Here is a 12146-nt window from a genome sequence, read left to right on the forward strand (position 1 = left end):
TGATATGAAAAGAGATAAAATCGCATGCTCCTGCAAAAACGTTAATTATGGCAAAATCCTTGATGCAGTCAAAAATGGTGCAGATACATATGAAAAAGTCCAGGAAGCAACCGGATGTGGTACCGGCTGCGGAAAATGCCGCGATTTTATCACTACCATGATCCGCGATATCCTTATGTTCCCCGAAGATTACGCTTGATCATATCCCAGATGCTTCATCACTGTCTCAAGTCCCTCCATTGGAACACAGAACGTTCCATCCCTATGTTTGCATCCTTCAAGTACATCATCTATGCTGAACCATTTTACTTCTTCATCTTGTGACTGTCCTTCCCACAGGAATTCCGTTATCATCTGTTACATCAAAAATCTCTTCCAAAATATCCTACCCCTCTCATATTCGTTTATCGAAAAACCTTAATTCATAAAAATATCCATCTCATGCCATTTTTCTCCACCCCATGTAGATGAAGCTTCTCCGCGATCCAAAAATCCGAATTTTGTATACATCTTCACTTTATTGGGGAGACAAGTAAGGACAAGTCTTCTCCTATCACGATTCTGTTCCCTGCGGCAGTAATTATAGACAAGCTCTCTTCCAAGCCCCTGCATCCGGTACTCAGGCAGAACATCAAGTCCAAGAATCATGATATTCTTGCCGTCTGCATTATGGAGCCCTGCATCCGTAAAAAATTCATCGCGAAAATCATACTCATCCGTCGCAATACCATTCAGAAATCCAGCCATCTTTCCAGTTTTCTTATCGATTGCCACATAGAAAAAGTCTGCTGCAACTGCTATTCTTTCTCTTATACGCTCAGGAGTGCATGCTTCATTCGGTGGGAAGCAAATCTGCTCAATCTCTGCAGCTTCATCTGCTTCTTCCTGCTTTATAGTGCGAAACTCAAACTGCTCATACAACTTCTGGTCCTCCGCATTCAGTTCCTTTAGAATCTCCCTTGCTCTCTGGCGACCTTTTTCTGTCAGATATGCATACTTATATGCGCCACCTCTGCTACGCTTGGGATCAAATATATAATCACTCTGGTCTAATCGCTCTATAGAATCAAAGTCGTATCCTTTCCATGCCATCTCATTGAAATAGCTTCCCTCCCTGTCATTAAAGCGTGTCAGATACATTAACGCCAGTGTCAGTTCGTCTATTGTCTCCTGCCTCGTCTTTTTGCCCATAACCATCTCCTCATAACCTTTTTTCGCATCACAATATCAATATTATAACGCAAAATCTCCAGAGCATTGATCTAAATCGATCTTCATCTCCGAGTATTCGTAAGAAATTGAGCCACCTCTTTATGGCTTCATTTAATTCACAAACCTTTCACACTCTCCCCACATATTTTTAGTTTGGCTTAAGCATCATCCTCTATAGTAAACACATCAAGAGGAACACACCTCTTGAGAACCCCTCATAGAAACTTTTTCTTCATAACACACTGCCAGGCTCATAACAGTCTGGCAGCACCCCTCGAAAATTCAGCCGCAGCGATGCGGCTTTTATATATTTTCACGCCCTTACACGGAAGGAATTCAGGTCTTTTTGAATTTAAACATTGCAGCATCTTGCTCTAGGCACTGTAGCTGATACTCAGGAAAGTTCATATTTAATTCTATAAATTTAAGACCCAAATTGCTGCAAAGATTTACATTCTCCTCCAGCGTATGATTTTCAATGAGTGTTGGCATACCAAACTGTATCATGATATCCTTTTCTACCTTTCCTCTAATAGACCTGCCCAGTATCCATCTATTTCTGCTTTGTTATTGTATGAATTGAGTGCCATAAGCAAAAAGAATAATTTACTCACTTCATCAAACGACGGCATCTCACAATATGTCTCATATCCCGCCTTGAATTCATCCCAGTCCTCAACCTGGTAATGAAGGAAGCTAAGCTCCAATTCTACAGGTCCAATAACGTACGCATCTAAATCAACACACGCAACAATATTCTCATCGCTAAACAAGAACTGATCCGCGCATATGTCGATCATTATTAGTGAATTACCACAGCTTGAAAGCTTATTATCCTTTATCTGCTCGTAATAACCTCTGACCTTTTTATCTGCATCATCATTTCCACTCCAATGCTCGCTAATACAATCCTCAATATATCTTCTGGCATTCTCAAAAAAGAAATCACCTTTTGAAGTGCCCAAAAGGCCAGAATAATTGGCCTTTGTCCGGTGATTATATCCAATAAACTGACCCAAAGTATAAGCGTTATTCTTTCCCTTTGGGAAAAAATCATTATCCCATGATTTTCCTTCAACAAACTCAAAAACGCTTGCATCTTCATTTGCTGCTACAATCGGAGCGACTTTTATATGAGGATTATCCTTCAAAGCACTGTAAATATTATAAAGACTTGCATTCTGCTCCCTTACCGAATAACCAAACACCCTCCTCATCATTGTCCAAAACGGTGAAAAATCATCTCTTGTCATGAATGGTGTCTTTAAAATATATCTTTTCCCCTCGTATGTAAAAAAACGAATTTCATTGGATGAGACTCCTCCCATCTCAAATGAAGCTCTATTCCTTTGGGCATATTCCAAAATCGTATTCATTCCTTACTCAATGAGACCTCCGTGGAAATAGCATTCGTATGGCGAAGATGTTCAACATGCCCAGATAATCATCATTTATCAGCTGAATAGTTTTCATATATCCTCTAATTTTTCCATGCAATATTTATATCCGTCATAGACATGTGTCGGTATATCCGTAATACCGGCTCTTCTGCCGATGTCATGCATCAAGCCTACAATATATGCTTTTTCAGAATTCAATCCCGGCACTTTTTCCGCAATATTTCTTGCTGCAACACCAGTATTCATTGAATGTTTTACCCATGGTCCCGGATTCAGATGTTCTGCTATTTTTAATTCGTTTAATGCTTCTTCTATCGTTGGTAACATCTATATCAAACACCTCCTTATTCAGGCTTTTTGGATTCCTTTAGCTCTCATGATATATCCTTGGAGTTCCAATTCTTTACCGGAATCAGTAGTCATTTTCTCCAGTTCCTGTTCTATAATTTCATATTCATCTTCAAACTTGTGAAGGAGCTTCATGCTTCCGATATTACGGATATCTGTCTCATAAAAGAATTCCCTTTTACCATACATAGTACGGGCAACATCAAGAGCCTTTTTTAATGCAGTATAAGCATAGCCTTTATTCCATTCTGTCTTTTTTATCCAAACACCAACTTCACAACAGTCCTCTGAAAGTCCATGTACTTCTGAGCTTCCAATAAACTCACCATTATTGGATAGAACTGATAGCAGTATTGTTTCTCCGCTCTCTACCTCATCAAGAAATCCTTGTAAAAGCTCCCTGGCATCATCAATACTCTCAAAAGGATCCGGCCACTGATACTTTGTAATTTCTTCATCAAATCCTTCAAAATAATCTTGAAGATAGTTCATATTAAATGGTTCCACCCTTAATAACTCCGGCTTATATAATTCCATTAAACTTCCCTTTCAAAAAATGTCTGTATTCGGGATGATTCTCAGCATCTTCAAATTCCTGCTTAATCGTCCGAGCAATCCATTCTTTCTTTTTAGCAGTCTGCTCTTCATATCTGATTATGGTTATCAGTCCGAGCTTTTCTGCTTCAAGAATCTCTTTATAAGCATCCTCAACAAGCTCCGAATTTGATACATCCACAGGAACACTACTGGTCGCTGCATTCGGTATCTGAAGCTCAAAGCCTGAATCCTTTATCTCGGAAGCGCTGTAAATGTATCCTGAAACGCCACTATATGTTTCTTCAAGGGCATTTGGATAATACTCCTCTAAACAAAGTCTCCCATCCTTACCAAATCCATATGGTCCCCACTTTTGCCAGATTCCATCAAAAGCGAAGTCTGTTTCTCTGCAATACTTCTCTACAGCATTACTCAGATAAACAAGCACATTTTCTCTTTTTCTTGAAAAATAGATCAAAGGGATTCCATGATTAGAAATTCTAGGTTCCAGCCTGGAAATGTTCCCCAATGGTGATGCGTGATAAAACATAATTCCCTCCATCAAAACTATTTCTACTATAACAGAAAAAAGTCCTTTTAACAGTAAATAATACCGTCACGAGGACTTTTTTCAGACAATTAAACAATATAATTTCCGCCTTGCAGTTTTCTTAGTCACACAGAAACATTGCCATCCTTCCTTTTGCAAGATTAGAAAATACCCCTTCTAGCCAGAAGTATCCTGTCACCTATATCCAACGCATTTTCAAATCCCATTGAAGACAGTTCGGTTACCGACTCATTGATGGAATTTTCGAATCTATTAAGGACGTCTTCATAAACATTCATTGCAACTCTTTCTCCAATCATATTTTCTCATCTGTTGCCCCTTGCGTTTATCACAATATCCAGTCCAAGCATATTTGCAAGATAAATTGCCTTCCCAAGTTCAGCCGTACTCTTTCCATTCTCCAGATCAGAAATAAAACTAATGCTGAACCCTGTAAATTCAGATATATAGCGCTGTGTATATCCCAGCTCTTTCCTGCGTTTCTTCAAAGGCTCACCAAACATTTTAGCATCCGATATAACCATAACAGCTCCTTTTAGCCGTACGGCTTATTTAGGTCAATTATCCCAAACAATTAGCCGAACGGCTTATTTTTACTAATAATAGTATAATGTTCGTCGTTCGGCTTAGTCAATGCATTATTTCAGCCTATATATTCCTTTAAGCTCCGTTCAAATACCTTAATGATACTGACAATGATACCCAATACAATCCTGATTCTCGTACTCATAGCCGCCTCCTACTCCAGATTGCCATCCCGTTTACAAAACTCATAAAACTCACAGGTAACACAAAAATGCCTACAGAACTTGTTATTCTTATTCATGCATTTCTTTATCCAATAGATCAGTCTGCTCATATGCACCACCTCACTCTTCTCCTGATTTACTAAAGTATCTTCATTCATTACTTGAACATAGTACTTACAATCTGATACTTTGATATGCTGGCAATCATCTTCCCAAGTTCAGCAATCATCTTGTTCTGATTATCCAGCAGTTGGATGATTTTCTCGTTCTGAGTTCTGTTCTCATAGGCCATGAGCTTGATTGTTTCTGTAAGCTCTTCAATGGAGGTTGCCCCTTTTCCTTGCCCCACAGGCCAACCACAGTCTGGACAGAAACTCTCATTACCACTTAATTCTCTTCCACAATTTGCACATTTAGCCATAAGACACCTCCTTAGCTTATTGCGCCAAAGTTTACTTTATAACCCCCGCAAGGATTATTATCACTGCTGCAAATAACAATTCCGATCCGAATCCCGGATATAAATGATGTGTAACAAACATATGCGCCTCCAGAGTTAATTCCATTAAAGTTCCATTAGTTCCTCATAATTTATTAATACCACCTCATGTGTCCAATAATCTCCTCTGTTAACATCCGCTCCACATCTGCATTTCCGTTCTCAGAACGCGAAAAAGCGCTCCCTGCCTGATCAAATTTACATCAAGCAATGAGCGCCAAGTACTTATGCACCTTTCCACACACTATTTACTTATTCTCAGCATCAAACTTAAATCTGTATCAATGTGTTACCTCCATATGTTGCCTACTACCAAAGCCGTCCTTTTTCAGATCTGAATCAAGATAATCGTAGCTCGTAGCCACAACTTTGATGAGATTCATCGGCTGCGGAAGTTTATTCATAATCCATTTCCCACATTTTTCTTTACTCCTCGCTCAGAAGCCTCTTTAATAGCTGCTCTTTGTTCTCTATAAACATTTTTGTAATCTGGTAACTGTCAGTAGCATTATTATACTCTGCCAGCCCTACAAATGGGCAAAAGAATAACCTGGTCAACTCTGCATTGATCAGGTCATTCATGCACATATGTATATTAGGAGGAGTTAAAAATGGAAATTTTCTCTTATTATCGTTTTGGTTTACTACATCCTCTGAAAGCTCGGGCTTTCTCGGGAGGCTCCCATACAGAAACCGGAGGCTTGTCTCGTTCCCTGTATGATTGTCTTTCTAATACATATATCGGCTCAGAAGATCATGTGCATAACCCTTTTTGAAAATGTATTATTTTTTCACTTTTCTCCTCAGAAAAAAATAAAAATAAACATTGTAAATTGCCCTAAAGAAATTCAGAACCCCCATCGATATATTTTCTGTAAGCGAAAAAGAACATTCAAATGGCCAATGAGAATGAAAGAAAATAAGAAGATTTAACGGAGGTTTCTCTTATGTATATGTACGAATTATTTCTTTCAACAGATGTAGAAGGCAAGAAGATCCACTTTATCCAGACCAACCACAAAGTTGATAACCTTGAAAAATGGCTTGGAAAGCTTGTAAAAGATAACACAATTACTGAAGATGTAGCTAACGCAGTTACATTCGTTTGGTAAATTATATAGTCACCCCGGAGGATCCTTTAAACAGGATTCTCTTTTTATGTAATCCTTTGCCTTTCTTACTTCCAGCATTCGCTCCTCCTAATCCCGACCATTTGCTTTCCTTTGTATATCTTCGTCTTTCTTGTGTTTCACCTTCCAAAAGATAATATCTCTGACCGGGCTGACAAATGCAGAGCTTGCATCATCAAACAGTTCCTTTGCACCAAGCACTCGTCCCACTTCGACACTACGCCCATTTCTTTTCTCTTCGATAAATCCCCTAGAAACAAGTTCTTTAGTGCACCTTGTTACGTAAACAGGATCCAGTCCCAGCCTTTTGGCCAACTCTTTTTTTGTATAATCAGCTTTTGCATTATACATCAGGTAAAGCAAAATCATCTGAGCATTTGATGTCAGTTTTAGCGAGTTATTTCCTTGGTTCCCGGAAAACTTCTTACTGAAAAGGATTCCTAAAAAACGGCAGATAAATCTGTGTGGGAACCATGATAAAAGGAATCCGTCTGCGTTTCCCAACGCATACAACTCTGTGATATCATAAATAAAGACTTTTATGGAGGCTTATCTGAAATGAACATAAAGAGACTATTACCGTTATTATCAGTCGCACTCCTTATAACAGGATGCGGTAAAAATACAACAACAGATGACACTGCTCCTGCCTCTTCCCAGGAGATTTCTGTTGAGGAAATCCAACACACAGAAAAACCTCAATCCGAAGAAACTGCTGCCGATGAAACTGTTGAGCTGTCCGACTCAGAGCTTGATGAGTTCACAACTCTTTTCAACACACCGGAGTATAAGGGATTCCTTACTGACCCATTTAACAATCCTGACGACATAGATTTAAACGCAGTATTCTATTATGGTGCCGGGATTGACGTTAAAGATTTAAGTGATGATGAAATAAATGATTATCTTGCTGCGGTTGATCAACCTCAGGTATATGGCGATTTGTATGTCATGAGGGCTACTGACTTCAACAAGTTCTTTGAAACCCATCTTGGCACCAGCGCTCCCAAAGATCTGCCCGACTCCTACTGGGCTTATGTAGCAGATCACGATTCGTATTATTACTACCATTGGGATTCCATGTATGATGGAAAAGATTTCAAATGTATTTCCGGAGAAAAGGATGGCGACTCCTACACCCTCAGATTTGAGCTGAATACAGAAAAGCATTACGAACGATTCGCTGACAGAATTATAAAGTTCACAAAGTCAGGTGATAATCTCATCCTGGAATCCAATTTCATACAGTGGGATGACAACTGTGATGAGACTCAGACCTTTGATGTTGAACTGTATCCTTCTGAAGCACCAATACACTTTGTCACCTACAAGCCAGATCCCGAAGATGGAATAAAGATAGTTCTTATTAAAGATGGAAAATTCATGACAAGCATAAACACCAGCATATTCAGAAGCGTTGACTATAATACCAGCCTCAATAAGGTTACTGCTGTTAGCTTTTTTGACTTTAATGCTGATGGAGTAAAAGATATCCTTATAATTGGCGAATCTGACATGGGTGAGAATATTCGCCTGGAAGAATCCGTTCCGAACGAATACTATTATGAGACCTGCTATGGAATAGACGAAAAGATTGAAGAAGAGCTTGCCGGTAACATTACAGTTAGTTCAGTGAAAGAGATGCTATTAGGCGATAACTCCGATTGTAAATTCGAAAATTATAAGGATGCCTATGCTCATATAGCAGGACTTTACAATATGTCCGGGGACAACTATGTTTATGGACTCATAGATGCTGATGGTGATGATGTTCCTGAACTCGTCATTGACGGTCAGGGCTATAACGTGTCTCTCTACTCTTTTGAAAATGGTATCATCCACTGCCTTATGTACAAGTGGGCTTATGGTGCCGGTGGTAACTATGGCTACATGTATGCCCCTGGAAAAGGATTATATAGCAACCACAACAATGATTATGCCGGAGCTGTTCAATATGATTCATATATGACCAGCCATGACGGTAAAGAAATCTCAACGGATTTTTATGTTGAGAGTCTTTTCTTCAAAGATACCGATGGAGACAGGACTCCCTCGGAGGAAGAACTATCTGCCACAGAAGAGATGGAAGTTTTCGAAGCGCGTTATCGCAACTGCACAGGCATAGAAATGTCTGAAGACGAAATCAAATCCCAGATTGCCGAGTACGACTCTTATCATTATGAAGAACTGACCGGATACATGAGTTATGACGAACTGATTAGTAGCTTAAAATAAAAAAGCCCTCCACTCTGCCATCATCAGATATAGCAACATAAGGAACATCACCAGCCTCAAATGTACTTAAGATCATATCCGTATTTTCATATCTGGATATATATTCATTTTGCTGTTTTCCAAAAGTAAGAGTAAATGGATTATTCTTTTTCATAACATGACATCCTTTCATAATTCTTCATAATCCATTATACTTTCATACTTTCATAATTCTTCATAATTCAATATAGTTTTCATAAACTTTCATAATTAAATTACAATGCTTCTATATATTTCCTCGTTTCTGTATCCACAATGTATATCTTCTGGTTTCCATACGGATTACCATTTGAGTATGTTGAAAAAAGATCCAGCGTCAGTACTCCTCCAAGGTCAAGTGGGTTCCTCTACAGGTGTATGTCCCACAACCTGGTAAAAGAGATCATCCCTGAACATTCGGTAGAAATCAGCCTGAGGTCCTGCCCAAATCAGTGAATTATCCCTCCACAGTTCCTTCTTACCCATACGGTTAATCCTTGAAAGGATATCCTCAATCTCTTTCATATCAAAAAATCTCCAATTATTCCATCTGTTTCAGTGCTTCACTAATATCAAGATCCTTTACATCCCACAGATCAGAATTCCCCAGCGCGTACTGCAGAGTTTGTCCAAGCCTCATATCCGGATGCTTTTTCCATACGTTTGAAATAGCTTTTAGGCATACTTCTATTCTTGCAGGATCCCTTGCTTCATCTTTACCTTCTATTACTTTTTCAAGTTCCTGCCACACCTCTTCTTCGGAATATAGTTTTCCTTATATAACCGTGATATCTGCACCTGCGCTAAATGCGGCTCTCCCCTTATTAGTTACACTGTAAGAGGCAGGTACATGCTATGTTAAAAGAATCAACTGAATACTTCTACCAGGCCTTTTCACAAAGGCTTATTTTGCGTGGAAAAAACCAAACTCAAAGCTTTCATTTATGTAGCTATCCATAAGCAGGTCTCATAGATCGTTCAAAATCCATTATGCTGGCATATAATACTTGCTACATACTCCAATTATCTGCTTTGATATTCGTACCATATTCCTTCACCTTCATTTGTTGATCCCATTTGCAATGACAACATTGATGTTATTAACTTCAATCTTTTCCCATACCTTTTCAAGGACATAAGGCTCATTAGCAAGGTAGTCATCTAATTCCTTGCGACTTGCAAAATCCATGATCAGTGCTGATCCCTACATTTTTCCTTGATCATCAAGAAGTCCACCTGCACAGATGATATGCTCATTAAGCTTGCTCATACCCTCAAGATGCCTTGGACGAACTTCCATTCTTTTGTCCAGCATTCCTTTTCCATCATATGCTTTAATCAAAAACTGCATTACCTATCCCTCCTTACTCATCTATTCACTATCCTCATCATCGTCTCAATCAAAAAGCTCACCGGCCTGAATCCGTCATTACATGAAATCATCGCAGACTTAGGATTCTTCATCCAGCCATCATAGAAGTTTTCTCCTCCATGGGCTAATGTCATCACAAATGGAGAAAGTGTCTCCCAGGCACTATCACAGAATCCTTCCGGCCTTTCCCATCCATTGCAGACAAATGTCTGCCCAAGTTCCATAGAACAAGCATGTTCTATCGGTTTCTCATACTCTGCCATAAGATCCTCATATCTGGCAATCTTCTTAACTGTGATTCTAACCTTCTTCATACCTTCTATGCTTTTCTTCGATTCTTTCTATAGGTCTCAATTTCTTCCGCTATTGTGTTATAGTCTCTCTCAAACAATTCCTCATATGCCTGCTTCCACAGGATTTCACCGGGAACTTTTTCAATGAGCTTTTCCTGAACGAACAGCTTACTCTTTTCTTTATATTTGGGAAGATCATTTCTCTCTAAAAGATGATTTAACTCAGTCCTCCACAGAATGGAGATTTTCCTTTTATCCTTGACTCTGGGATTTACCTCTGCTTGTCTCATCATATAAAAGTCAGGCGCACCGCTCTCGTCAGCTTCAACAGTGATAATTCCCCACCAGTCAGGTACATGCTCCTTTACATGAACTGCGTGTGATGAACCAACAACAATAATGTTACGATCATAATACCAGTTGTAGTTCTTGACTTGTTTCTCAAGCCTGGCATATGTATCAGCATCACTTTTGATCTCTATGCCGTACAGAAAATCCGATGTAATCATGACGACGTCTGCCCTGGCACTGCCGGTTCTTTTCTCCTCAAGGATCCTCACTTTTCCAAATGAGTCTTCCAGAAAATCAAACAATGGTTCTCGGATATCCTTATCATAAAAAATATTCTTACTCATCTATAGTCCTTGAAGCCCTTTTCTCAGCCACTCTATCTTTTATCACCACTACAACAGTTCCAACTGCGGCAACAGCCAATGCAATAAATCCATAAACCATCATGATCGCCGCACCAAAAATCGGAGCCTCAGGATTAGAACTGACAAAATAGTAGTAATAATACGTGTAGAGAATCATTCCAGCGACAGTCGATACTACAAGCATCAGAGATGAAATACAATACTCTTTCATTCCTTTTGCAATAAGCATATTTATAACTCCAAGTACAACAATTATGATGAGTAAATACCTGCTAATCAATGTTCCTCTCAGCTTATCTACTATGAAGAACATAATAAGTGGTATCAGATTCAGGAATTTCAGATATCTCATACTTTCCTCTTAGCACCCTTTCTTTCCGCGTTTATGATCTTCTATAGAGCAGGCATCAGGTGTTCCGTACTCAATAAGCCCCACAACTGCTGGATCAAGTGTTATGCTACCATCTTCAAGAACAAAGGCTGGTATACCAACATCACCAATTTCCTTAGAATGATCAAATGCCGGATTGGTATCACGAAGCCTTGTAAAAGCTCCCATGTTTCTGATATTCTCACCGATGTTTATGTACTCAAATTCATTTTCTCGTCCAACTATCTGTTCATGAATGTAATCGCAGTAAGGACATGTAGGCATTCCGTATATCTTAACCATATAATTTTCCTCCTCTGTCGCCACTTAGACATAGAGCTCATTGGTGCTGAGCTCATCAAAGTGCTTCACTATTAATTCCATATGTAACTTCCCTTTATCCAACTCTCTTAATTATAAGCAAAAAAGGGCTCTGACGCTATATGAGTCGTCAGAGTCTATCTATGGTTAATCCCCATGAACTACTTCCACCGACTCTGCGTCGGAAGAGGTTTCTGTTATGCCGCAGAGCGGCATGAACCTTTGGGATGCTTAACGCATCCCAAAGAACAGGGCATGTCCACTATGCCCCTATCCCATTGGGTTACCTTTGGGAATACTTTTCTTAAGATATTGGCAGCTCCATTTATATCTGCATTTGTTATTGTCCCATCGTAGTGCCTGTAAAGTCCACGTTTTATCCTTTTTCCGGAAAAAACATAGTCAGCCTTACTTCCCTTTTTATACACAGGGATC

Annotated in this window: 23 protein-coding genes and 1 pseudogene; 3 read left to right on the forward strand and 21 right to left on the reverse strand. The window is 39.3% G+C overall.

Annotated elements, in window-relative coordinates; genetic code table 11:
- Positions 1-4 precede the first annotated feature (4 nt).
- A complete protein-coding gene (locus G602_RS0110710) occupies positions 5-199 on the forward strand; it encodes a (2Fe-2S)-binding protein (RefSeq protein WP_044931808.1) in 195 nt (64 codons plus the stop codon).
- Here the strand turns inward: G602_RS0110710 and G602_RS30355 are convergent.
- The 10 genes from G602_RS30355 to G602_RS31730 all read right to left on the reverse strand — a co-directional run bounded on the left by G602_RS30355 (position 190) and on the right by G602_RS31730 (position 5720).
- Positions 190-354: a hypothetical protein gene (locus G602_RS30355; protein ID WP_155829808.1), complete on the reverse strand. Its 165-nt coding sequence runs from the start codon at positions 352-354 to the stop codon at positions 190-192. The two genes, G602_RS0110710 and G602_RS30355, sit on opposite strands and share 10 nt — an antisense overlap.
- A 63-nt stretch (positions 355-417) precedes the next feature.
- Positions 418-1191 carry a DUF6429 family protein gene (locus G602_RS0110720; RefSeq protein WP_196808645.1) on the reverse strand — a complete coding sequence of 258 codons (774 nt, stop codon included), beginning with the start codon at positions 1189-1191 and terminating at the stop codon, positions 418-420.
- A gap of 539 nt (positions 1192-1730) precedes the next feature.
- Positions 1731-2588 (reverse strand): hypothetical protein, encoded by an 858-nt coding sequence (locus G602_RS0110730; protein ID WP_026659005.1) that lies wholly within the window; start codon positions 2586-2588, stop codon positions 1731-1733.
- Between the two features lie 93 nt (positions 2589-2681).
- A complete protein-coding gene (locus G602_RS26205; protein WP_044931843.1) occupies positions 2682-2939 on the reverse strand; it encodes an HDOD domain-containing protein in 258 nt (85 codons plus the stop codon).
- Between the two features lie 21 nt (positions 2940-2960).
- Positions 2961-3497 (reverse strand): GNAT family N-acetyltransferase, encoded by a 537-nt coding sequence (locus G602_RS0110740; RefSeq protein ID WP_026659006.1) that lies wholly within the window; start codon positions 3495-3497, stop codon positions 2961-2963.
- On the reverse strand, positions 3484-4047 hold the full coding sequence (locus G602_RS0110745) for a hypothetical protein (protein WP_026659007.1): 564 nt from the start codon (positions 4045-4047) through the stop codon (positions 3484-3486). Before G602_RS0110745 ends, G602_RS0110740 begins: the two co-directional genes overlap by 14 nt.
- A gap of 161 nt (positions 4048-4208) precedes the next feature.
- On the reverse strand, positions 4209-4367 hold the full coding sequence (locus G602_RS30360) for a hypothetical protein (RefSeq protein WP_155829810.1): 159 nt from the start codon (positions 4365-4367) through the stop codon (positions 4209-4211).
- Positions 4368-4373: 6 nt separating this feature from the next.
- Entirely contained in the window at positions 4374-4592 is a 219-nt protein-coding gene (locus G602_RS0110755; RefSeq protein WP_026659008.1) for a helix-turn-helix domain-containing protein, read from the reverse strand.
- Between the two features lie 382 nt (positions 4593-4974).
- Positions 4975-5238: a zinc ribbon domain-containing protein gene (locus tag G602_RS0110765; RefSeq protein WP_026659009.1), complete on the reverse strand. Its 264-nt coding sequence runs from the start codon at positions 5236-5238 to the stop codon at positions 4975-4977.
- Between the two features lie 359 nt (positions 5239-5597).
- Positions 5598-5720, reverse strand: coding sequence for a hypothetical protein (locus G602_RS31730; RefSeq protein WP_256374974.1), 123 nt, complete (start codon positions 5718-5720; stop codon positions 5598-5600).
- Between the two features lie 549 nt (positions 5721-6269).
- On the opposite strand from G602_RS31730, the gene G602_RS30365 reads away from it, so the two are divergent.
- The gene (locus G602_RS30365) at positions 6270-6428 is read left to right on the forward strand and encodes a hypothetical protein (RefSeq protein WP_170832886.1); all 159 of its coding nucleotides are present in this window, start codon (positions 6270-6272) and stop codon (positions 6426-6428) included.
- An 87-nt stretch (positions 6429-6515) separates the two neighbouring features.
- Here the strand turns inward: G602_RS30365 and G602_RS0110795 are convergent, their stop codons facing one another.
- Positions 6516-6950 carry a MarR family transcriptional regulator gene (locus G602_RS0110795; protein WP_026659012.1) on the reverse strand — a complete coding sequence of 145 codons (435 nt, stop codon included), beginning with the start codon at positions 6948-6950 and terminating at the stop codon, positions 6516-6518.
- Positions 6951-7004: 54 nt separating this feature from the next.
- Here G602_RS0110795 and G602_RS0110800 point away from each other — a divergent pair, with 54 nt between their 5' ends.
- On the forward strand, positions 7005-8681 hold the full coding sequence (locus G602_RS0110800) for a hypothetical protein (RefSeq protein ID WP_026659013.1): 1677 nt from the start codon (positions 7005-7007) through the stop codon (positions 8679-8681).
- On the opposite strand, the gene G602_RS30370 is transcribed toward G602_RS0110800, so the two are convergent.
- From G602_RS30370 to G602_RS30950, 10 genes and pseudogenes are all read right to left on the reverse strand, one after another.
- Entirely contained in the window at positions 8665-8835 is a 171-nt protein-coding gene (locus G602_RS30370; RefSeq protein ID WP_155829812.1) for a hypothetical protein, read from the reverse strand. The two genes, G602_RS0110800 and G602_RS30370, sit on opposite strands and share 17 nt — an antisense overlap.
- 218 nt (positions 8836-9053) lie before the next feature.
- Positions 9054-9224 carry a hypothetical protein gene (locus G602_RS30375; protein ID WP_155829814.1) on the reverse strand — a complete coding sequence of 57 codons (171 nt, stop codon included), beginning with the start codon at positions 9222-9224 and terminating at the stop codon, positions 9054-9056.
- Between the two features lie 16 nt (positions 9225-9240).
- Positions 9241-9450 (reverse strand): hypothetical protein, encoded by a 210-nt coding sequence (locus tag G602_RS0110815; RefSeq protein ID WP_026659014.1) that lies wholly within the window; start codon positions 9448-9450, stop codon positions 9241-9243.
- A 309-nt stretch (positions 9451-9759) separates the two neighbouring features.
- Positions 9760-9888, reverse strand: a complete 129-nt coding sequence (locus tag G602_RS31735) for a hypothetical protein (RefSeq protein ID WP_256374975.1) — start codon at positions 9886-9888, stop codon at positions 9760-9762.
- A 15-nt stretch (positions 9889-9903) separates the two neighbouring features.
- A complete protein-coding gene (locus G602_RS30945) occupies positions 9904-10050 on the reverse strand; it encodes a hypothetical protein (protein ID WP_196808650.1) in 147 nt (48 codons plus the stop codon).
- A gap of 17 nt (positions 10051-10067) precedes the next feature.
- Complete coding sequence (locus G602_RS0110825) at positions 10068-10385, reverse strand: TIGR04076 family protein (RefSeq protein ID WP_026659015.1); 318 nt, start codon at positions 10383-10385, stop codon at positions 10068-10070.
- Positions 10386-10390: 5 nt separating this feature from the next.
- Complete coding sequence (locus G602_RS0110830) at positions 10391-10987, reverse strand: sce7726 family protein (protein WP_026659016.1); 597 nt, start codon at positions 10985-10987, stop codon at positions 10391-10393.
- 4 nt (positions 10988-10991) lie between these two features.
- Positions 10992-11372: a hypothetical protein gene (locus tag G602_RS0110835; protein WP_026659017.1), complete on the reverse strand. Its 381-nt coding sequence runs from the start codon at positions 11370-11372 to the stop codon at positions 10992-10994.
- 9 nt (positions 11373-11381) lie between these two features.
- A complete protein-coding gene (locus tag G602_RS0110840; RefSeq protein WP_026659018.1) occupies positions 11382-11693 on the reverse strand; it encodes a hypothetical protein in 312 nt (103 codons plus the stop codon).
- A 215-nt stretch (positions 11694-11908) separates the two neighbouring features.
- A pseudogene (locus G602_RS30950) lies at positions 11909-12146 on the reverse strand (RNA-guided endonuclease InsQ/TnpB family protein); the annotation flags it as partial.

This window comes from Butyrivibrio sp. AC2005 (genome assembly GCF_000424145.1).
In the GTDB taxonomy this organism is placed as follows: Bacteria; Bacillota; Clostridia; order Lachnospirales; family Lachnospiraceae; genus Butyrivibrio.

Excerpts from the sequence above, each read along its gene's own strand:
- G602_RS0110710 (WP_044931808.1), top strand. The coding sequence starts at position 5 with ATGAAAAGAGATAAAATCGCATGCTCCTGCAAAAACGTTAATTATGGC.
- G602_RS30355 (WP_155829808.1), bottom strand. The coding sequence starts at position 354 with ATGATAACGGAATTCCTGTGGGAAGGACAGTCACAAGATGAAGAAGTA.
- G602_RS0110720 (WP_196808645.1), bottom strand. The coding sequence starts at position 1,191 with ATGGGCAAAAAGACGAGGCAGGAGACAATAGACGAACTGACACTGGCG.
- G602_RS0110730 (WP_026659005.1), bottom strand. The coding sequence starts at position 2,588 with ATGAATACGATTTTGGAATATGCCCAAAGGAATAGAGCTTCATTTGAG.
- G602_RS26205 (WP_044931843.1), bottom strand. The coding sequence starts at position 2,939 with ATGTTACCAACGATAGAAGAAGCATTAAACGAATTAAAAATAGCAGAA.
- G602_RS0110740 (WP_026659006.1), bottom strand. The coding sequence starts at position 3,497 with ATGGAATTATATAAGCCGGAGTTATTAAGGGTGGAACCATTTAATATG.
- G602_RS0110745 (WP_026659007.1), bottom strand. The coding sequence starts at position 4,047 with ATGTTTTATCACGCATCACCATTGGGGAACATTTCCAGGCTGGAACCT.
- G602_RS30360 (WP_155829810.1), bottom strand. The coding sequence starts at position 4,367 with ATGATTGGAGAAAGAGTTGCAATGAATGTTTATGAAGACGTCCTTAAT.
- G602_RS0110755 (WP_026659008.1), bottom strand. The coding sequence starts at position 4,592 with ATGGTTATATCGGATGCTAAAATGTTTGGTGAGCCTTTGAAGAAACGC.
- G602_RS0110765 (WP_026659009.1), bottom strand. The coding sequence starts at position 5,238 with ATGGCTAAATGTGCAAATTGTGGAAGAGAATTAAGTGGTAATGAGAGT.
- G602_RS31730 (WP_256374974.1), bottom strand. The coding sequence starts at position 5,720 with ATGAATAAACTTCCGCAGCCGATGAATCTCATCAAAGTTGTGGCTACG.
- G602_RS30365 (WP_170832886.1), top strand. The coding sequence starts at position 6,270 with ATGTACGAATTATTTCTTTCAACAGATGTAGAAGGCAAGAAGATCCAC.
- G602_RS0110800 (WP_026659013.1), top strand. The coding sequence starts at position 7,005 with ATGAACATAAAGAGACTATTACCGTTATTATCAGTCGCACTCCTTATA.
- G602_RS30370 (WP_155829812.1), bottom strand. The coding sequence starts at position 8,835 with ATGAAAAAGAATAATCCATTTACTCTTACTTTTGGAAAACAGCAAAAT.
- G602_RS30375 (WP_155829814.1), bottom strand. The coding sequence starts at position 9,224 with ATGAAAGAGATTGAGGATATCCTTTCAAGGATTAACCGTATGGGTAAG.
- G602_RS31735 (WP_256374975.1), bottom strand. The coding sequence starts at position 9,888 with ATGGATTTTGCAAGTCGCAAGGAATTAGATGACTACCTTGCTAATGAG.
- G602_RS30945 (WP_196808650.1), bottom strand. The coding sequence starts at position 10,050 with ATGCAGTTTTTGATTAAAGCATATGATGGAAAAGGAATGCTGGACAAA.
- G602_RS0110825 (WP_026659015.1), bottom strand. The coding sequence starts at position 10,385 with ATGAAGAAGGTTAGAATCACAGTTAAGAAGATTGCCAGATATGAGGAT.
- G602_RS0110835 (WP_026659017.1), bottom strand. The coding sequence starts at position 11,372 with ATGAGATATCTGAAATTCCTGAATCTGATACCACTTATTATGTTCTTC.
- G602_RS0110840 (WP_026659018.1), bottom strand. The coding sequence starts at position 11,693 with ATGGTTAAGATATACGGAATGCCTACATGTCCTTACTGCGATTACATT.